Origin of the sequence: Comamonas sp. AG1104 (assembly GCF_003350425.1) — a bacterium.
GTDB classification, from domain to species: domain Bacteria; phylum Pseudomonadota; class Gammaproteobacteria; order Burkholderiales; family Burkholderiaceae_C; genus Comamonas; species Comamonas testosteroni.
This window is the reverse complement of the sequence record NZ_QQAS01000003.1, coordinates 358,804-377,974: the sequence shown is the minus strand read 5'-3', so window position 1 is coordinate 377,974 and position 19,171 is coordinate 358,804. Positions and strand designations below refer to the sequence as shown.

Annotated in this window: 20 protein-coding genes; 15 read left to right on the top strand and 5 right to left on the bottom strand. The window is 61.5% G+C overall.

Annotation, left to right across the window (positions count from 1 at the left end; all coding sequences use genetic code 11):
• Positions 1–123: 123 nt before the first annotated feature.
• The 6 genes from fabA to DFO48_RS10205 all read left to right on the top strand — a co-directional run bounded on the left by fabA (position 124) and on the right by DFO48_RS10205 (position 4,856).
• The gene (gene fabA / locus DFO48_RS10230) at positions 124–648 is read left to right on the top strand and encodes a bifunctional 3-hydroxydecanoyl-ACP dehydratase/trans-2-decenoyl-ACP isomerase (protein WP_003073442.1); all 525 of its coding nucleotides are present in this window, start codon (positions 124–126) and stop codon (positions 646–648) included.
• Positions 645–1,868, top strand: a complete 1,224-nt coding sequence (gene fabB, locus DFO48_RS10225; RefSeq protein ID WP_114863304.1) for a beta-ketoacyl-ACP synthase I — start codon at positions 645–647, stop codon at positions 1,866–1,868. The genes fabA and fabB overlap by 4 nt, the downstream gene beginning before the upstream one ends.
• A 79-nt stretch (positions 1,869–1,947) precedes the next feature.
• Positions 1,948–2,535, top strand: a complete 588-nt coding sequence (locus DFO48_RS10220) for an HAD-IIIA family hydrolase (RefSeq protein WP_003068019.1) — start codon at positions 1,948–1,950, stop codon at positions 2,533–2,535.
• Positions 2,536–2,666: 131 nt separating this feature from the next.
• A complete protein-coding gene (locus DFO48_RS10215; RefSeq protein WP_114863303.1) occupies positions 2,667–3,407 on the top strand; it encodes a 1-acyl-sn-glycerol-3-phosphate acyltransferase in 741 nt (246 codons plus the stop codon).
• Positions 3,408–3,420: 13 nt separating this feature from the next.
• Complete coding sequence (locus DFO48_RS10210; protein ID WP_114863302.1) at positions 3,421–4,413, top strand: M48 family metallopeptidase; 993 nt, start codon at positions 3,421–3,423, stop codon at positions 4,411–4,413.
• A gap of 26 nt (positions 4,414–4,439) precedes the next feature.
• A complete protein-coding gene (locus DFO48_RS10205; RefSeq protein WP_114863513.1) occupies positions 4,440–4,856 on the top strand; it encodes a rhodanese-like domain-containing protein in 417 nt (138 codons plus the stop codon).
• Positions 4,857–4,880: 24 nt separating this feature from the next.
• Here the strand turns inward: DFO48_RS10205 and galE are convergent, their stop codons facing one another.
• Both galE and lysM read right to left on the bottom strand, forming a co-directional pair.
• Positions 4,881–5,891: a UDP-glucose 4-epimerase GalE gene (gene galE, locus DFO48_RS10200; RefSeq protein WP_114863301.1), complete on the bottom strand. Its 1,011-nt coding sequence runs from the start codon at positions 5,889–5,891 to the stop codon at positions 4,881–4,883.
• Between the two features lie 82 nt (positions 5,892–5,973).
• Complete coding sequence (gene lysM, locus DFO48_RS10195) at positions 5,974–6,444, bottom strand: peptidoglycan-binding protein LysM (protein ID WP_114863300.1); 471 nt, start codon at positions 6,442–6,444, stop codon at positions 5,974–5,976.
• A 169-nt stretch (positions 6,445–6,613) separates the two neighbouring features.
• Here lysM and DFO48_RS10190 point away from each other — a divergent pair, with 169 nt between their 5' ends.
• From DFO48_RS10190 to rfbC, 5 genes are all read left to right on the top strand, one after another.
• A complete protein-coding gene (locus DFO48_RS10190; protein ID WP_114863299.1) occupies positions 6,614–7,387 on the top strand; it encodes a type III pantothenate kinase in 774 nt (257 codons plus the stop codon).
• Between the two features lie 69 nt (positions 7,388–7,456).
• Positions 7,457–8,527 carry a dTDP-glucose 4,6-dehydratase gene (gene rfbB / locus DFO48_RS10185; RefSeq protein ID WP_114863298.1) on the top strand — a complete coding sequence of 357 codons (1,071 nt, stop codon included), beginning with the start codon at positions 7,457–7,459 and terminating at the stop codon, positions 8,525–8,527.
• Positions 8,524–9,429 carry a dTDP-4-dehydrorhamnose reductase gene (gene rfbD / locus DFO48_RS10180; RefSeq protein ID WP_114863297.1) on the top strand — a complete coding sequence of 302 codons (906 nt, stop codon included), beginning with the start codon at positions 8,524–8,526 and terminating at the stop codon, positions 9,427–9,429. Before rfbB ends, rfbD begins: the two co-directional genes overlap by 4 nt.
• Before the next feature lie 63 nt (positions 9,430–9,492).
• Entirely contained in the window at positions 9,493–10,380 is an 888-nt protein-coding gene (gene rfbA / locus DFO48_RS10175) for a glucose-1-phosphate thymidylyltransferase RfbA (protein ID WP_114863296.1), read from the top strand.
• Positions 10,377–10,928, top strand: coding sequence for a dTDP-4-dehydrorhamnose 3,5-epimerase (rfbC, locus tag DFO48_RS10170; protein ID WP_114863295.1), 552 nt, complete (start codon positions 10,377–10,379; stop codon positions 10,926–10,928). The genes rfbA and rfbC overlap by 4 nt, the downstream gene beginning before the upstream one ends.
• Here rfbC and DFO48_RS10165 read toward each other — a convergent pair.
• Positions 10,925–11,791, bottom strand: coding sequence for a LysR substrate-binding domain-containing protein (locus DFO48_RS10165; protein WP_114863512.1), 867 nt, complete (start codon positions 11,789–11,791; stop codon positions 10,925–10,927). The two genes, rfbC and DFO48_RS10165, sit on opposite strands and share 4 nt — an antisense overlap.
• Positions 11,792–12,137: 346 nt before the next feature.
• On the opposite strand from DFO48_RS10165, the gene DFO48_RS10160 reads away from it, so the two are divergent.
• The 4 genes from DFO48_RS10160 (at position 12,138) to DFO48_RS10145 (ending at position 17,425) form a co-directional block, all read left to right on the top strand.
• Positions 12,138–13,178, top strand: a complete 1,041-nt coding sequence (locus DFO48_RS10160) for a putative 2-aminoethylphosphonate ABC transporter substrate-binding protein (protein ID WP_114863294.1) — start codon at positions 12,138–12,140, stop codon at positions 13,176–13,178.
• 194 nt (positions 13,179–13,372) lie between these two features.
• A complete protein-coding gene (locus DFO48_RS10155; protein ID WP_114863293.1) occupies positions 13,373–14,449 on the top strand; it encodes an ABC transporter ATP-binding protein in 1,077 nt (358 codons plus the stop codon).
• A gap of 2 nt (positions 14,450–14,451) precedes the next feature.
• Positions 14,452–16,212, top strand: coding sequence for a putative 2-aminoethylphosphonate ABC transporter permease subunit (locus DFO48_RS10150; RefSeq protein WP_114863511.1), 1,761 nt, complete (start codon positions 14,452–14,454; stop codon positions 16,210–16,212).
• A 97-nt stretch (positions 16,213–16,309) separates the two neighbouring features.
• On the top strand, positions 16,310–17,425 hold the full coding sequence (locus DFO48_RS10145) for a TIGR03364 family FAD-dependent oxidoreductase (protein ID WP_114863292.1): 1,116 nt from the start codon (positions 16,310–16,312) through the stop codon (positions 17,423–17,425).
• 155 nt (positions 17,426–17,580) lie between these two features.
• Here DFO48_RS10145 and DFO48_RS10140 read toward each other — a convergent pair whose 3' ends face one another.
• Together DFO48_RS10140 and DFO48_RS10135 are read right to left on the bottom strand one after the other, a co-directional pair.
• Positions 17,581–18,675 carry a TFIIB-type zinc ribbon-containing protein gene (locus DFO48_RS10140; RefSeq protein ID WP_114863291.1) on the bottom strand — a complete coding sequence of 365 codons (1,095 nt, stop codon included), beginning with the start codon at positions 18,673–18,675 and terminating at the stop codon, positions 17,581–17,583.
• 87 nt (positions 18,676–18,762) lie between these two features.
• Positions 18,763–19,146 carry a VOC family protein gene (locus DFO48_RS10135; protein WP_114863290.1) on the bottom strand — a complete coding sequence of 128 codons (384 nt, stop codon included), beginning with the start codon at positions 19,144–19,146 and terminating at the stop codon, positions 18,763–18,765.
• Positions 19,147–19,171: the final 25 nt, after the last annotated feature.

Genomic DNA, 19,171 nt, shown 5'->3' with positions numbered 1-19,171 from the left:
GCGAGCCTTGATAATCCCCGGTTGTACCGCCCGCAGTGGGCGCGCGCAGCGGGCGCGGGTCCCGTCACCCAAAATACAGAGTAACAGGTAGCTTGCACAGGCTGCCGCGGAGCAATTGAGAGAATGGCTGAATCTTTTTCCTACGAACAACTGATCGCGTCCGGCGAAGGCAAGCTGTTTGGTGCCGATAGCGGACGTCTGCCCCTGCCTCCCATGTTGATGTTCGATCGCATCACACATATCTCCGAGGACGGCGGTGCCCACGGTCTGGGCAAGATTGTTGCGGAACTGGACGTCAAGCCCGACCTGTGGTTCTTTGATTGCCACTTCCGTGGCGACCCCGTCATGCCCGGTTGCCTGGGCCTGGACGCCATGTGGCAGCTGATCGGCTTTTACCTGACCTGGCTGCGTTTGCCGGGTCGCGGCCGCGCCCTGGGGGCAGGTGAAGTCAAGTTCACAGGTGAAGTAGGTCCCGATGTCAAACTCGTGACATATGAAATTGATATCAAGCGAGTGATCAAGCGCAAGCTGAACATGGCCATCGGCGACGCACGCCTGCTGGCCGACGGTAAGGAAATTTACGTGGCCAATGACCTGCGCGTGGGTCTGTTCCTGCGTGAAGGTGATGCCAAGGGAACGGCAGCATGAGCAAGAAGCGGGTAGTGATCACCGGAGCGGGCATTGTCTCGTGCATCGGCAATGACCTGGCAACCGTGGAGGCCTCGCTGCGCGAGGGCAAGAGCGGCATCAAGGCCATGCCCCAGTTCACGGAGCTGGGCATGCGCTCGCAGGTGGCAGGCATTCCCGAGATCGATATCGAAGCACGCATTGATCGCAAGCAGTTGCGCTTCATGGGTGATGCTGCGGCTTATTCGCAGATCGCTCTCGAGGACGCGATCAAGCAAGCCGGTCTCACACCCGAGCAGGTGAGCAACCCGCGCACCGGTCTGATCATGGGCTCGGGCGGCGGATCGCCCGCCAATCAGATCGAGGCAGCCGATACGCTGCGTGAAAAGGGCATCCGCCGAGTGGGCCCTTATCAGGTCACACGCTGCATGAGCTCCACGGTGTCGGCCTGCCTGGCAACCAATTTCAAGGTCAAGGGCATCAACTACTCCATCACCTCGGCATGCTCCACCTCGGCCCACTGTATCGGTGCCGCGGCCCAGCAGATTGCCTGGGGCATGCAGGATGTGATGTTTGCCGGCGGCGGCGAAGAGCTGTCCTGGGGCATGTCGCTGCTGTTCGACGGCATGGGGGCGATGTCCAGCAAGTACAACGAGACGCCAGAGAAGGCATCGCGTGCCTACGACGCCAACCGCGACGGCTTTGTGATCGCCGGCGGCGGCGGTGCCGTGGTGCTGGAAAGCCTTGATCATGCGCTGGCGCGCGGTGCCAATATCCTGGCCGAAGTGGTGGGCTTTGGCGCCACCAGCGACGGTGAGGACATGGTTGCCCCTTCGGGCGATGGCGCCATCGCCTGTATGAAGCAGGCCATGGAAACCGTGGATGCGCCCATCGACTACATCAACACCCACGGCACATCGACCCCCGTGGGCGATATGCAGGAAGTTCGTGCCATGCGCGAGCTGTTCGGCGACCAGGTGCCGGCGTTCTCGTCCACCAAGTCGCTGACCGGCCATTCGCTGGGCGCGACCGGTGTGCAAGAGGCGATTTACTGCCTGATCATGCTGAACAAGGGCTTTATCGCAGGGTCCGTGAACGTGGACACACCCGATCCGCTGCTGGGCGATATGCCTCTGGTCACCCAGACCCGCGATGCTGAACTCAAGACCGTGCTGTCCAACAGCTTTGGCTTTGGCGGCACCAATGCTTCCCTGGTGCTCAAGCGCTGGGAAGGGCAGTAAGCGCCGGAGTCCTGGATCGCGAGCCCGCTTGGCCTTGAGGTAAGCGGGCTTTTTTCTGTCGTCGACTACCGTCTCCCCCATGAAGATCGCAATTCTTGACCGTGATGGCACCCTGAACCAGTGGGGAGCTCAAGGTTTCATTGGCCGGCCCGATGAATGGGTAGCAGTTCCCAGTGCGCTGGAGGCCGTTTCGCGCCTGAACCGTGCTGGCTGGCATGTGGTGGTCGCCACCAATCAACCTGGGCTGGGGCGCGGGCTGTTTGATGTGATCGAGCTCAACGCCGTGCACGCCAAGATGCACAGGGAGATGGCAGCCGTCGGCGCGCGGGTGGAGGCAGTGTTTTTTTGCCCGCATGCTCCCGATGAAGACTGCCAGTGCCGTAAACCAGGCGTAGCGCTGTTCGAGCAGATTGCCGATCGCTACGGTGCGGAAGGCCATGAAATCTGGGCCATTGGCAGCGGCGTCGAGCATTTGCAGGCGGGCAAGGCTCTGGGCGCTCATCTGGTGTTCGTGGAGTCCACCGCCAGGCCAGAGTGCAGCAGCGATGCCGACCTGCCTGAAGGCAGCGAGCGCTATCCCGATCTGGAGGCCGTGGTGAATATGCTGCTGCCGCTTGGAGGGGATGAGGATGCTCAACCCCTGGATTCGGCGCCTGCCCCGCATTGAGTCCGGGTTTCAGGTCAAAATAGACTCAACTGCTTGAAAGAGCAGCGCAAGCTGCTATGTTTCTTGTTGAGAACCGTGCCAAATCAATGAGCCAGGCTTCAGGTCTGTGCTCATGTCATTCGATTGCTGTCATGCCCCTGATTCGCTCCGTCCTCCACATGTTGTGGATGGCTATTACCGTCATTCCCTACACTTTCGCGGTGCTGCTGGCCAAGTGGACCAGCGGTTCGTCGGCCAAGGCATACCGCGCTGCCCGCGCCTGGCTCAAGCTATCGGTGGATAGCGCCCGCGTGATCATGGGGGTCCGGTATCAGGTGCAGGGCATGGAGAACCTGCCTGCGGACCCGAATCAGGGGGTGGTGCTGCTGGTCAAGCACCAGTCCACTTATGAGACCTTTCTCATGCCTGCCATCATGCCGCGCCCGCTGGCCTACGTGTTCAAGAAGGAGCTGCTGAAGGTGCCATTCTTCGGTTGGTCCATCGGTGCGCTGGACATGATCCACATCGACCGAGCCCAGCGCTCGCGCGCTTTTCACAAGGTGGTGGAGCAAGGCAAGCGCCTGCTCGACCAGGGCATCTGGGTCATCATGTTTCCCGAAGGTACACGTGTGAATCGCGGAGAAGTGGGTGAGTACAAGACCGGCGCCACCCGTCTGGCCATCATGACGGGTGCTCCCGTGGTACCCATCGCTGTTACCTCGGCCAAGTGCTGGCCGCGCAAGGCCTTCATCAAAAAGCCCGGTGTGGTGGATGTTTCCATAGGCAAGCCTATTTCTTCGGTGGGTCGCAAGCATGACGAGTTGATGGTCGAGGTCGAGGCCTGGATCGAGTCCGAAATGCAGCGCCTGGACCCCGAGGCCTACCGCAAATAAGGCAAAACTGCCCATGTCCACAGGTGATAGCTTGCAGCAAGCTTGGCAATGGCTGGTGCCGCCTGTGGTGGGGGATGGGCGAGGCGGGTTGATGCCGCGCAAGCGCCAGCGCAGCGGCCCTGAAGCCGTTGAACAGCGTTTGGATCAATCCGAGCTGGAATTAGAGAATTATCAACCTGTAGCGCCCGTCAGTAATTCGGTGGGCGCTATCGATTCGGACGAGGATGAGCTGCCTGCAGAGCCCGCACTTCTGGTACATCCGGACGCCAGCCACAGCGCCCGCTTGCAAGGGCGTGAGGTGGCTTATCTGCTGCGCCGTTCGGCGCGCCGCAGCATCGGCTTCAGTGTAGGGCTGCAAGGGCTTGAAGTTACCGCTCCGCAATGGGTGGCCATGCGCGAGATCGAATCAGCGCTGCAGACCAAGGCCGGCTGGATTGTGCGCAAGCTGCAGGAAGCCGGACAGCGACAGCAGATCAAGCAGGAGGCGCGCATTCTCTGGCAGGATGGAGGCGTGCTGGACTATCTTGGGCAGCCCATGAGTTTGCGGCTGAGCGGGGATGCGCTGCAACTGCTGCGTACGCGCCAGACGCATAGAGAGCAGGGGATCGATGGCTCGCAAAGCCTGCATCTGTCCTTGTCGACAGAGGCACCGCCTGCCCAGGTGCGCGCAGCCGTTCAGGCCTGGATACTGCGGGAGGCGCGCAGCTATTTCACGGCCCGCATGCTGCACTTTGCCGCACTCCTGGGCGTGCGCTGGAATGCGCTGCGCCTGACAAGTGCCAGCACGCGCTGGGGCAGTGCCAACAGCAGCGGGATCATTCGTCTGAATTGGCGGTTGATGCAGCACAGCCCGCAAATCATCGACTATGTGGTGGTGCATGAGCTCGCCCATCTGCACCATATGGATCACAGCCAGCAGTTCTGGGCTGTGGTGGCTCAGGTGCTGCCCGACTGGAAGCACTTGCGCAGAGCCTTGAGAGACAGGCCCTTACCCGTTTGGGAATAGCGGCAATGACCGAGACGAGGAATGAAATGAGCAATACAACCCAAATCCAACCTGCTGCTGGCTATGCCGGCGATGTGCCGGCGGAATTGGCATGGCAATGGCTGCAGGCTGGCGAGGCGGTTCTGGTCGATGTGCGCACCGATGCCGAGCGCGAGTGGGTGGGCAAGGTGCCGGGCGCTGTTGCTGTGGCCTGGAAGCAGTGGCCCGGCATGGCTGCCAACCAGAACTTTGACGCCGAGCTGCGAGCAGTGGTACCAGAAGGCAAGAAAGTGGTGCTGCTATGCCGCAGCGGTGTGCGTTCTGTTGCGGCAGCCCAGCGTGCTGCGGGTCTGGGGATCGAGGCCTACAACATTCTTGAAGGTTTTGAGGGCGACGTTGACATCAACGGCCAACGAGGCAAGTTGGGTGGCTGGCGCAAGCGCGGCCTGCCCTGGCATCAGTAAAGCGCAGGGCCTGGCGTGCAGCTTCTAGGCTGAACGATAGCCGTTGGGGTTGCGGCTTTGCCAGCGCCAGGTGTCGGCGCACATGGTGTCCAGATCATGCTCGGCTTGCCAGCCAAGGGTTTTCAGGGCGTGATCGGGGTTGGCGTAATAGCTTGGCAGGTCTCCGGGGCGTCGTGCGGTAATGGCGTATGGAATGGCCTTGCCGCAGGCCTTCTCGAAGGCGTGCAGAACGTCCAGCACGCTGAAGCCCCTGCCTGCGCCCAAATTGAATGTCATGATGCCTGGCTGAAGCCTTTCCAAGGCCTTCACATGTCCGCGGGCGAGATCCACGACGTGAAGATAGTCGCGCACTCCCGTGCCATCCGGTGTGTTGTAGTCGCCGCCAAAAATTTGCAGCTTGTCGCGCCTTCCCACTGCAACCTGTGCGATGTAGGGTAGAAGGTTATTGGGAATATCTGCCGGGTCTTCGCCAATCAGGCCGCTGGGATGTGCTCCGATGGGGTTGAAATAGCGCAGAACTGCCATGCTCCACTTCGGGTCCGAGTGTGCCAGGTCGGCGAGTATTTCTTCTGCCATGAGCTTGGTTCGCCCATAGGGATTCATTGCCGCCGTGGGGTGTTTTTCGTCATAGGGCAGGTATTGGGGTGTCCCGTAGACGGTGGCGGAAGAGCTGAAGACAAGCTTGTGTATCGCCAGACTTTGCATCGCCCGCAGTAAAACAAGGGTTCCGTTGACATTGTTGTCGTAGTAGTCAACGGGCTGTGCGGATGACTCGCCCACGGCCTTCTTGCCAGCCAAATGAACGACGCTGTCAATGCCATGCTCCCGCAAGGCCTGCTCAAGTGCAGCTTGATCGCGTACATCGCCATTGATCACGGCAATGGTGCGTCCAGTGATTTTCTCCACGCGGCGGATGGCTTCAGGATGGCTGTTGCTGAAGTTGTCGAAAATCACGACTTCATGGCCTTTGCCTAGCAGTTCAATGGCGGTATGGCTGCCGATATAGCCGGCGCCGCCTGTGAGCAGAGTTTTCATAAGCTGCAGTCTAGCTTTGTCACGAATGAAAAAAGCGCTCTTCCGAGCGCTTTTCGGCCTAACCGTATATGCAGGGCCGTATTTACAGCGCCGGGATGCGCAGCTTCTGACCGGGATAGATCCTGTCCGGGTTGCTGAGCATGGGCTTGTTGGCTTCAAAAATCACGTTGTACTTGTTGGCGTCGCCATAGTACTTCTTGGAGATGGCCGACAGGGTGTCACCGCGCACCACATCATGGTACTGGGCTTCTGGCTCGGGGTTGGTGACTGTCATCAGGTTGTCCACGGACTGGACATTGGCGACATTGCCGCAGCACAGCGTCACTTTTTCCTTGACAGCCTGAGTTGGAGCCGTGCCGTTGACCGTTACCTTGCCTTGAGAAGCATCGAACTGAACCTGCAGATCGGATACGCCCAGATTCTGGGTGTTGATATAGCTGGCGATCGCCTGAGCCGCCTTGGCATTCAAGTCTTCGGCCGGTGCGGCAGCATGTGCGTCGCTGCCGCCAAACAGTTTTTCTCCGGCTTCCTTGATGAAACTGAACAGACCCATGGTTTCGACTCCTCAAAAGTAGTGGAAGAAAGCGGTTCACTTTAACGGGAAATCGAAATGATTCCTTGCAGGATATGGACTCTGCGTTTTTTTGACAATTTCCTGCCCGCTTGTAATGAATGTGACAAGCGGCTGTCTGTCACAGAGAAAAGTGCTGATAATCCGCCGCATGACATTTTTGGCCATAGACATTGGCAACACCCGTTTGAAGTGGGCCATGTATGAAGATCATCGCCCTGGTGCTGCCTTGCTGGCCCATGGAGCGGAGTTTCTGGAGCATATAGAGCGCCTGGCAGAAGGTGCCTGGGCCGGGCTGCCAGCTCCCGAGCGCATGCTGGGCTGCGTGGTGGCCGGTGAGACGGCAAGGCGCAGGGTGCACGAGCAGATCGAGCTCATGCTGGGATGGAATCTTGAGCCTCAATGGGTAGTCCCCTCCATCGCAGAAGCAGGGGTGACCAATGGCTATGACCATCCTTCCAGGCTGGGTGCGGACCGATGGGTGGCCATGATTGGTGCACGTCACCACATGTTGCAATTGGGCGAGGCCCGGCCCTTGATCACGGTTATGGTGGGTACCGCAGTGACGGTCGATGCCATGGACGCGCAAGGCTATTTTCTGGGCGGCCTGATCATTCCTGGGCATGGCATCATGCTCAGGGCCCTGGAAGGCGGTACAGCAGGTCTGCACGTGCCGACGGGTGAAGTCAGATGCTTTCCCAAGAACACCAGCGATGCGCTGACCAGCGGCGGCACCTATGCCATTGCGGGTGCGGTGGAGCGCATGTACCAGCACCTGGCCGAACACTGCGGAGCAGAGCCCATGTGCATCATGGCGGGCGGCGCCGGCTGGAAAATGTCTCCCAGCATGACCCGACCTTTTGAGCTGATCAACAATCTGATTTTTGATGGCTTGCTGGTGATGGCTGAAAAGCGCTGGGGTTGAGTGTGCTGGCTTGATGGCCGTGGGTTGGGCTCTTCTATCGCTATCACTGAAATTTAGAGGCAGCTCTCTATGATTTTCGTAACCGGCGGTGCAGGCTTTATCGGCGCCAACTTTGTTCTCGACTGGCTGGCACATGTGAACGAGCCTGTGGTCAATATCGACAAGCTGACCTATGCGGGCAATCTGGAGAATCTGGCCAGCTTGAAGGGCGATGCCCGCCATGTGTTCGTGCAGGCCGATATCGGCGACAGTGCAAAGCTGGAGCAATTGCTGGCGCAGCACCAGCCTCGTGCCGTGGTGAACTTTGCGGCCGAGTCGCATGTGGATCGCTCCATTCACGGTCCCGAGGATTTCATCCAGACCAATGTGGTGGGCACTTTTCGCCTGCTGGAGGCGGTGCGCGCCTATTGGAATGGCCTGGCAGGCGAAGCCAAGTCCAGCTTTCGCTTTTTGCATGTCTCCACCGACGAGGTCTATGGCGCGCTGGCGCCGGCGGACCCTGCGTTTACCGAAGAGCACAATTACGAGCCCAACAGCCCGTACTCGGCCAGCAAGGCAGCTTCTGACCATCTGGTGCGTGCCTGGCATCACACCTACGGCCTGCCGGTGCTGACGACCAATTGCAGCAACAACTACGGCCCGTTGCATTTCCCGGAAAAGCTGATCCCGCTGGTCATTGTCAATGCGTTGGCCGGCAAGCCGCTGCCCATCTACGGTGACGGCATGCAGGTGCGTGACTGGCTGTATGTGCGCGACCATTGCAGCGCCATCCGCCGCGTTCTCGAGGCCGGCCAGCTGGGCGAGACCTATAACGTGGGCGGCTGGAACGAGAAGGCCAATATCGACATCGTCAAGACCGTGTGCAGCTTGCTCGACGAGCTGCGTCCGCGCGCCGATGGCAAAGCCTATGCCGAGCAGATCACCTATGTGACCGACCGTCCTGGCCATGATCGCCGCTATGCGATCGATGCGCGCAAGCTCGAGCGTGAGCTGGGCTGGAAGCCTGCCGAAACCTTCGAGACAGGCATTCGCAAGACCGCGCAGTGGTATCTGGCCAACCCCGAGTGGGTGGCCAATGTGCAGTCAGGCGCATACCGCGACTGGGTGCAAAGGCAGTACACCGGCGAGGCTTCGGCATGAAGCTGCTCTTGCTGGGCAAGAACGGTCAGGTCGGCTGGGAGCTGCAGCGCAGTCTCGCACCGCTGGGGGAGGTGATTGCGCTGGATCGCCAGAGCGTGAATGTGGATGGAAATGGTCTGTACGGCGATATCGCTGATCTGCAGACACTGGCGCAGACCATTCGCAGCGTGCGCCCGGATGTGATCGTCAATGCCGCAGCGCATACAGCAGTGGACAAGGCCGAGAGCGAGCCGGATCTGGCCTTGCGCCTGAACGCCGAAGCTCCTGAAGTCATGGCGCTGGAGGCGAAAAGCCTGGGCGCCTTGCTGGTGCACTACAGCACCGACTATGTCTTCGACGGCTCTGGCAGTGCGGCACGCAAGGAGGATGATGCGACCGGGCCGCTATCGGTCTACGGCCGCACCAAGCTGGAGGGCGAGCGGAGGATTGCGGCCACAAATTGCCGCCATCTGATTTTTCGCACCAGCTGGGTCTATGCCGCGCGTGGCGGCAATTTTGCCAAGACCATGCTGCGCCTGGCGCAGGAGCGTGAAGCGCTCAGCGTGATCAACGATCAGTGGGGCGCGCCGACCGGCGCCGATCTGATTGCCGATGTCACGGCCCATGGCGTGCGCCATGTGAGCGCCCACGAAGGCGATGGCGGTCTCTACCATCTGGTCGCGGCAGGAGAAACCAACTGGCATGCCTATGCCTGCCATGTGATCGAACAGGCCAGACGTTTGCGTCCGGATCTGGACTGGAAGGTGCAGAGCATTGCAGCCGTGCCGACCACGGCCTTTCCGACACCGGCCGCGCGACCCTTGAACTCGCGTCTGGATACGCAAAAGCTGCAAGCGGCCATGCAACTGCATCTGCCCACATGGCAGCAAGGCGTGGAGCGCACGCTGCGCGAGATTCTGTAATCTTCCAATAATTCGCTTCAAGTGCCTATCAGTAGAGTGTTTGAAGCCATCCATTGATTCATCATGACGACACAGCGCAAAGGCATCATTTTGGCTGGCGGCTCCGGAACCCGTCTGCACCCCGCCACCCTGGCCATCAGCAAGCAGTTGCTGCCCATCTACGACAAGCCCATGATCTACTACCCGCTGAGCACGCTGATGCTGGCGGGCATCCGGGACATCTTGATCATCAGCACGCCGCAGGACACGCCGCGCTTTCAGCAACTGCTGGGCGATGGCAGCCAGTGGGGCCTGAACCTTCAATATGAGGTGCAGCCCAGGCCTGATGGTTTGGCGCAGGCTTTTTTGATTGCCGAGTCTTTCCTGAGTGGGTCCTCTTGCGCGCTGGTGCTTGGAGACAATATTTTCCACGGCCATGATCTGCAGACCTTGGTCAAAGTTGCCAATCAGACCCAGGATGGAGCGACGGTGTTTGCCTATCATGTGCAGGATCCCAGCCGCTACGGGGTGGTGGAGTTTGACCAGCAAGGGCAGGTGCTATCGGTAGAGGAAAAACCGCTCGAACCAAAATCCAATTACGCAGTGACGGGGCTGTATTTCTACGATTCGCAAGTGGTAGAGATTGCAAAGACTCTCAAGCCTTCTGGCAGAGGCGAGTTGGAAATCACAGACATCAATCGTATTTATCTGGAAAGAGGCCAGCTCAATGTGAAGCTGATGGGGCGAGGCTATGCCTGGCTCGACACTGGCACCCATGACAGTCTGCTGGAGGCAGGACAATTCATTGCCACCCTTGAGCAGCGCCAGGGGTTGAAGGTTGCGTGCCCGGAAGAAATCGCATTTCGTGCTGGCTGGATTGACGCGACTCAGCTCGCCGAGCTGGCAAGGCCGTTGCTCAAGAACGGCTATGGACGGTATCTGATGCAATGTCTGGAGGCTGGAGTGCGATGAAGGTGGTTCCGACCGCGATCCCCGAGATCAAGCTGTTCAAACCCACAATTCATCGGGATGGACGGGGGTTTTTCGCGGAAAGCTTTCGCCAGGATCTCTTCAACCAGGCTACGGGCACGAACTACGAGTTCATACAGGACAACCACAGCCGCAGTGGCAAGGGTGTGCTGCGCGGGCTGCACTACCAGTTGCCGCCCCATGCCCAGGGCAAACTGGTGCGCGTGATCTCCGGTGCGGTGTTCGATGTGGCCGTGGATATTCGCCGCAGCTCGCCCACCTTTGGCCAATGGGTGGGAGCAGAGCTGAGTGCCGAGAATCACCACCAGCTCTGGATTCCGCCGGGCTTTGCTCACGGCTTTGTGGTGCTCAGTGATACAGCGGACTTTGTGTACAAGACCACGGCCTATTACGCGCCGGAGTCGGATCGGGGCCTGCTCTGGAACGACCCAGACATAGCCATTGCGTGGCCACAGCTCGATATCGCTTTTTCCCTGTCCGAAAAGGATAGGAATCAGCCCGCATTCAAGCAGGCCGAACTGTTCGATTAGTTCTTTCTTGATTCGGCCATCTGCAGAAATGGCTGAATCAGCTGCGCATCGCGCCGCTCTCGCAGGCAGTACAGGTATTCGGGAAGACAGGGAACCTCGCCTTCCAGATCCAGCACGACGAGATCCGGGTGGGCCGATGCTTCGTGCCGCGCAAAAATGCTGATGCCCATCTGGCGTATCACGGCTTCGCGTATGGATTCGCGGCTGGCAATTTCCAGAATCCGGTGCGGGCTGACCTGAGCGGCCTCCAGCATCTGCTCGGTCATCTGCCGGGTCATGGAGCCGCGCTCGCGCAGGATCAACGTGTTCTTTGCCAGATCCCTGATGGCGACAGACTTCTGCCCAGCCAGCGCATGCAGCCGGTGCACGACCAAGGCCAGTGGGTCTCGCCCCAGCTCCAGGCGCAGCAGGCGCGGGTCGGTGTCCAGGTGCGAAGAGGTCGCCAGGTCCACCTGGTACTCGGCCAGCGCCTGAATCATCTGGCGCGAATTGCCATTGACGATGCTCACCTCCACCAGCGCATATTGCTGCTGATAGCGCTTGACGATGTCCAGCACATAGTAGGGCGCTGTTGCGCCTATGCGCAGCTGGCCCTGATTGACATGGCCCGACTGGCGCAGCGCCGATTCGATCTGGGCCGACTGCAGCAGCAGCTTTTCTATTTCCGGCAGCAGTTTCAGGCCCGCATCGGTGATGGCCAGCCTGCCGCTCTGACGTGTGAACAGCTCGACTTCATACTGCTCCTCCAAGGCCTTGATCTGCGCCGTGACCGTGGGCTGACTCAGCCCCAGCTGGCGTGCTGCCTGGGTGATGCTGCCGAGGCGGGCGACCCAGAAGAAGGATTTGAGCTGTGTGGCAAACATGACAAGGTCTTCAAGCAAGCGGTACCCGGATTTCACCATGAACGCTGCGAACAGCAATGTGCAAGAGTTGCTTTGATTTCAATAGCTTATTGCGCATATATAAGATAGTTTTTGGATGGTTTTATATATAAATATGAGACAGGTAGAGCGCAATACGCTTCTGATTCAATAGCATCTCGATGGCCAACGCTGGCGCGGCGCGATGACTACAAAGTTTGCTGATGACATCCTTGGCAGATTTCAGTTCTGTGACACCAGCGTTTCACAGTGAGTTTCTACAGTTCCCTCATGCCGCCAATGATCGCGTTGGTCGGGCGGCAACGATCAATCCAAGGGACTGTTATCCATGCGCCACGCTTTTGCACCCGCCACTCGCCGCTTCACCTTGATCGCCTTTGCCACGGCCTTGCTGGGCCTGACCTCCGCGGCCCACGCCAGGACCGATCTGCTCGTGTATTCGGCCCTGGAGGCCGACCAGATCAAGGCCTACAAGTCGGGATTTGAAAAAGCCCATCCCGACATCGAGCTGAAGTTTGTGCGCGACAGCACGGGCATCATCACTGCGCGCCTGCTGGCCGAAAAAGCCAATCCCCAGGCTGATGTGATCTGGGGCGTGGCCGCCACCTCGCTGATGTTGCTGGACAAGCAAGGCATGCTGCAGCCCTATGCGCCCAGGAACCTGGCCAAGGTGCGCTCCACCATGCGCGATGCGGCAGCCACGCCGACCTGGGTGGGCATGGATCTGTGGTCGTCAGCCGTCTGCTTCAACACTGTGGAAGGCGAAAAACGCAAGCTGCCCACGCCTGCCAGCTGGGCCGACCTGACCAGGCCCGAGTTCAAGGGCGCGATCACCATGCCTCACCCTGCGTCCAGCGGCACGGGCTATCTGATGGTCGCTGCCTGGTTGCAGATGATGGGTGAGGACAAGGGCTGGGCCTATATGGATGCGCTGCACCAGAACATCGGCGTCTACACGCACAGCGGCTCCAAGCCCTGCCGCCAGGCCGGCGCGGGCGAGTTTCCCGTAGGCCTGAGCTTTGAGTATCGGGCCAACAAGACCAAGAAGGATGGCGCGCCCATCGCCATCGTCTTCCCCAGGGAAGGCCTGGGCTGGGATGTGGAGGCCACGGCCATTATGAGAACCAGCAAAAAGCAGGAGGCCGCCAAGGCCCTGGCCGACTGGGCGGTGACGCCCGATGCCAACAAGCTCTACGCCGCCAACTTTGCCGTACTGGCCTTGCCTGAAGCCCAGGAGAAACACGAGTTCATTCCGGCCGATCTGGAAAAGCGCCTGGCCAGAAACGACTTCAACTGGGCCGCAGCCAATCGCGATCGCATTCTTTCCGAATGGAGCCGCCGCTACGAAGCCAAGGCGGAGAAGAAGTAACACCCCCTGAGGCGCTTCGCCTTTGCGGCGAAGCGCCTTCCCCCCTCTCTGGCGCTGCGCGCCGGAGGGCGACGACACCAGCGCGGCGGGGCGGCCCTTGCGCGGTGTCTCTGGGTTGGGGCGCGCCGGTATCGACCGGTATGCGCTCTGGTGGAGATAGCAGGCCGTCCGTTTTTGCACGTTGAAAGAGATACATGCTGCGCATTGACCATATCGCCAAGCAATACAGGGACCAGCCGGTGTTGCGCGACATTGACCTGTTGGTGGAGGGCGGCGAGTTCGTCAGCCTGCTGGGCCCTTCGGGCTGCGGCAAGACCACGCTGCTGCGCATTCTGTGCGGCATCGAGCAGGCCGACGCGGGTCGTATTCTGTTTCAGGGCGAGGACATCACGCGCTGGCCCGCCGCGCGCCGGGGCTTTGGCGTGGTGTTCCAGAGCTACGCACTGTTTCCGAACCTGACGGCGGCCCAGAATGTGGCTTTCGGCCTCAAGGGCCAGCCTGCGGCGCAAGTGCAGGCCCGGGTGCAGGAGATGCTGGCTCTGGTAGGCCTGGGCGCGCAGGCGCAGCGCTATCCGGCGCAGTTGTCGGGTGGCCAGCAGCAGCGCATTGCGCTGGCCCGCGCACTGGCGCCGCGCCCGCGCCTGCTGTTGCTGGACGAGCCGCTGTCTGCGTTGGATGCCCAGGTGCGCACCGAGCTGCGCAGCGAAATCCGCCAGCTGCAGCGCCAGTTGGGCATTGCCTGCGTGATGGTCACGCACGACCAGGAAGAAGCGCTCTCCATGGCCGACCGCGTGGTGCTGATGCACCAGGGACGTATCGAGCAGCAGGGCTCGCCCGAGCAGCTCTACGCCAAGCCGGTCAGCCACTTTGCGGCCGGTTTTGTGGGGCGCATGAATTTGCTGCACGCCGTGGCCGAGTCGGGCGATGCGGTGCGCGTGGGCGAGGGTAGGCTTGAATGCTGCACTGCCGGCTTTGAGGCCGGTGATGCCTTGCTGGTGGGCGTGAGGCCCGAAAGCGTGGTGCTGCACCCGGCCCAGCCCGCAGCACTGCCCAATCTGTTCCGGGCGCGGGTGGTTGAGACCTCGTTCCTGGGCTCACTGGTGCTGGTGCGCGTATTCAGCCCCACGCTGCAATGCCAGATCGATGTGCAATGGCCGCTGCGCCATGATGCGCGCCTGCCCGACTGGCTGCAGGGCGAGGTGCTGGTGGAGTTGCCGGCCGCGGCGCTGCAGTCGCTGGCCGCGCCAGAGATTCTGCGAAAGGCGGCATGAGCATGGATGCCTCTTCTTCTGCGCTGCCCGTGCGGAGCTATGCGCCCGCAGCAGCATCACGCCAGCAGCAAGGCACCTGCCCTGCGGCACCACGGCAAACGCGCTTTGTTCATTGGGAAAAGCTGTGGCTGGGCGCGCTGGTGCTGGGCCTGCTGGGCGCGCTGCTGGTGGCCATTGCACTGCCCGTGGGAGCGCTGCTGGGCCGCAGCTTTGTGTCGGCCGATGGCAAGTTCTCGGGCCTGGCCCAGTACCTCACCTATGCGCAAACGCCGGGCGTAGGCCAGTCGCTGTTCAACAGCCTGTGGCTGTCGGCCGTCAGCAGCACCTTGTGTGTGGCCCTGGCCTATGGCTATGCCTATGGCGTGATGCGCAGCTGCATGCCGCTGGCTCGGTTCTTTCGCGCCATTGCTCTGGTGCCTCTGCTGGCGCCGTCGCTGCTCATGGCCATCAGCCTGATCTATCTTTTTGGCGCCCAGGGGCTGCTCAGGAGCTGGTTGGCGGGCGGCACGGCCTATGGCCCGTTTGGCATCATCCTTGGCTCGGTGCTGTGGACGTTTCCGCATGCGCTGATGATTCTGTGCACCACGCTGGCCTCGGGCGATGCACGCCTGTATGAGGCCGCCGCCACGCTGGGCGCAGGCCGCTGGCGCAGCTTCTGCCAGGTCACGCTGCCCGCCAGCCGTTATGGACTGATGATTGCCTGGATCGTGGTGTTCGTTCTGGTGGTCACCGACTTTGGTGTGCCCAAGGTGATTGGCGGCAACACGCAGATGCTGGCCACCGATATCTACAAGCAGGTGATTGGCCAGCAAAACCTGTCCATGGGTGCCGTGGTGGCCATGCTGCTGCTGGTGCCTGCGGGCCTGGCCTTTGCGGCCGAGCGCCATTTGCGTGCCCGGCAGGCCGCTGCCATGAGCGTGCGGGCCGTGCCTCTGGTGCCGCAGCCCTGTGCGCCGCTTGACCGCGCACTGCTGGTGTATTGCAGCTTGATGGCTTTGGCGCTGCTGGCGGTGATGGGAGTGGCCGTGCTGGCGTCCCTGGTCAGCTTCTGGCCCTATAACCTGACGCTGACCCTCAGGAACTATCAGTTCGACCTGATGGATGGCGGCGGCTGGGCCAGTTACGCCAACTCGCTGACCATGGCCGTGGCCACGGCTGCGGTGGGCGCGCTGCTGAGCTTTCTGAGCGCTTATCTGGTGGCCAGGCCCACGGGCTGGGGCCGCGCGCGCCAGTGGCTGCACGCAGTGGCCACGCTGCCCATGGCGGTGCCTGGGCTGGCGCTGGGTCTGGGCTATATCCTGTTCTTCAATGCGGGCAGCAATCCGCTGCACTTTCTGTACGGGTCCATGGGCATTCTGGTGCTGTGCTCGGTGGCGCATTTCTTCTCGGTGGCGCACATCACCCAGCTCACCGCCTTGCAGCAGCTGGACGCCGAATACGAACGCGTAGCCGATTCCATGGGCGTGCCGTTCTGGACGCTGCTGTGGCGCGTGCACCTGCCCGTGTGCCTGCCTGCGGTGATGCAGGTGGCGGGCTACTTCTTCGTGAATGCGATGACCACGGTGTCGGCAGTGGTCTTCTTGTACTCGCCCGAAACCACACTGGCCTCGGTGGCCGTGCTGGCCATGGATGACGCGGGCGATATCGCTCCCGCCGCGGCCATGGCCACGCTGATCTTTGCGACCGCAGCCGCCGGTCGCCTGCTGATTGCGCTGCTGGATGCCTGGCTGCAGCGGCGTACCCAGCACTGGCGCCAGCGCTGAGGGTTTTCTCCACATCACTTGATTCCCCGAATGTCTTTCGCTGCATCGCTCTGGCGCTGCGGCAGGGACTTGGCTTGTCTGCTTTTCCTGTAACGCTATGAAAAACTACGATCTGATCGTCGTCGGCGCCGGCATTGTCGGCCTGGCGCATGCCTATACCGCTGCCACGCGCGGCCGCTCCGTGCTGGTGATAGAGCGCGACGGCGCCTGCCTGGGCGCCTCGATTCGCAACTTCGGCTTTGTCACCATCACGGGCCAGCGCGCCGGCTCCCATTGGCGGCGCGCCATGCGCTCACGCGATGTCTGGGCCGAGATCGCACCCAAAGCCGGTATCGATGTCCTGCATGCCGGCCTGTGGCTGACGGCGCGCCGTCCTGCGGCTGCTGCTGTGCTTGACGCATTCATGCAAACCGAAATGGGCGCAGATTGTGAGCTGCTGACGCCAGCCCAGGCCGCAGCGCGCCATTCGGCGCTGCGCACCGACGGGCTGCAATCCGTGCTCTACAGCCCGCATGAACTGCGCGTGGAGTCGCGCACCGCCATCCCGCAACTGGCCCTGTGGCTGCAGCAGACGCTTGGAGTGGATTTCGCCTATAGCGAAAGCGTGACGGAAGTGGCAACCCCGCGCGTCACCACCTCGCGAGGTACTTACCATGCTGAACGTGTGGTGGTCTGCAACAACGCCGATCAGGGTGGGCTGTTCGCCAGCGGATGGACTGATCACAAAGTGCAGCTGTGCCAGTTGCAGATGTTGCGCGTCAAGCCGCAAGCAGGCTTCAAGCTTGAAGGATCGGTCATGGGGGATCTGAGCCTGGTGCGCTACGAGGGCTATAGCGCGCTGCCCGAAGCCGCTGCACTGCGCGCTCAGCTGGAACTTGAGGAGGCGCAAAGCCTGAAGCACGGCATCCACCTGATTGCCGTGCAAAGCGCCGACGGCTCGCTCGTGGTGGGCGATTCGCACCACTACGGCAGCGCGCCCCAGCCTTTTGCCAGCGAAGCCGTCGACCAGCTCATGCTGCGCCATATGCACGAGGCGCTGCATATCGACAAGGCCCAGGTTGTGGAGCGCTGGACGGGCATCTACCCCGCAAGTGCCGAAGCCCCTTGTTTTGTCAAAGCGCCCGATGCCGCGACACGCGTTGTTGCGGTGACCAGCGGCTCGGGCGCGAGCACGGCGTTTGGCCTGGCCGAGGAAGTCTGGGGAAATTGGTAGTCACCCCCTGAATAGCCCCACCTTGGCGGCCCCACCTAGGCGGCCCCACCCTCTCCTCTTCTCTCGCTACGCGGTAGGGGCACGACACCAGCGCTGCGGGGCGGCGCGGCCGGCTCAGGCCCTTGCCCGGTGTCCCTGGCAAGGAGGGCAGGCGCTCAGCGCTGCACAAACAGCGGTGCAATCAGCACCAACAGCAAGATCACGGCCAGTACGGCAAACATGATCTTGACCCAGCTGTAAGGCCGCTCGCCCGCAATCTGGCCGGTATAGCCATTGGCCACGATCTGGTAGGTCTTGCTGCCATAGGTGTAACCCACCAGCCAGACAGGTACCAGCGTGTGCTTGAAGCTGCGGCCCGAGTATTGGCGCTGGACCTGCAGATTGCGCTGCGTGTCGCCCGGCACCTCACGCGAGCACATGCTGCGCAGCTGGCTGTCCATGTCTTCCTCGTTGATCCTGGCAGCCTTGGAGAGGTCTACCTGGTAGCGCTCCACCGTCCAGCCTCGCACGAACTCTGGGCTGTAGGGCTTGAGGTCGGTGGTGGTCGGGAAGGGCTCCACCTGGCGCAGCAGATGGGCGTGCACACCCACGGTGCCGGGCACCAGCTCATCGTCGAAGAAATGCTGCAAGCTGCCTGATGCCGGCTCCCAGCGCACATGCTGGACCTGGCGGGTCTGCAGATTGCCGTTGGCGTCGCGATAGGACTCGGTGGTGTAGTAGTAATAGCCGGCATCTGCCCGCCACTGTGCGCTGGCATGGGCGTCAAAGGTCCAATAGGGCAGATAGACGCCGTGCAGCGTGTCCGTCAGCGCGGCGCTCTTGAGCTTGCTGGGGGCAAACCAGCGGCTGCCATACCACTGGCGGATCTTGTCGCGAATCTGGCCGTCGCTGATCTTGAACGGCAGGATGCTCTGCGGCGTGATGGCGTCGCTGCGCTCCTCATGGGCGACGATGGCCGGCGAGCCGCAGAAGTCGCAGCGCTGGGCCACGTTCTTGCCGAGAAACACCGAGATGGCGCGGCAGTTCTGGCATTGCACCTCATAGCGCTCGTCCGAGCCCCAGCCGCGACCACTGGCCGGGTTGCGCAAGGCTTCGGCCAGATCCTGCTCCACCACGGAGCGTCCCAGCTCGGGCTGCGTCTGCTCGCTCCAGGGAACGACGGTGCCGCAGTAAGGACATCTGAGCGACTGTGCCTTGGCATTCCATTCCAGATTGCCGCCGCATTCGGGGCAGACATGCCTGCCCACCATGGAGGGGGGTGCCGTCTCGGAGACAGGGGTGAATGCAGATCCGGAAGAGCGAGAGGGAGAAGCGGGTGTGGCCACGGCAAAAACGGGTTAGGCGGCAGCAGCGGCGGGATGGGTTTCGTAGAAGGTCACGCAGTTGCCGTCCTCGTCGAGAAGACTGAATTCCTGGGTGCCCCAAGGCTGCTGGCGCAGACCGCCGTTGGGGTGAACTGCATTCTCGGCCAGACACTGCGCATGAAGGGCGGCAATGCCAGCCACCTGGATGCGGCAGCTGGTCTGCCTGGGAATCTCCGGGTCCTGGCAGGCCCAGAAATGCAGCTCCAGCCCGCCCAGCGAGACGATGGCGTACTCGCCGGGCTGGGCGTGAACGGTTCTGGCGCCCAGCACGCGGGCATAGAAAGCCACGGTGCGCGTCATGTCCAGCGATGCCAGCACCGGAGTGGTGCTGATGAAAACCGGTTTGTGTTCATTCATGACGTGCACCTAAGGCCATGGATTG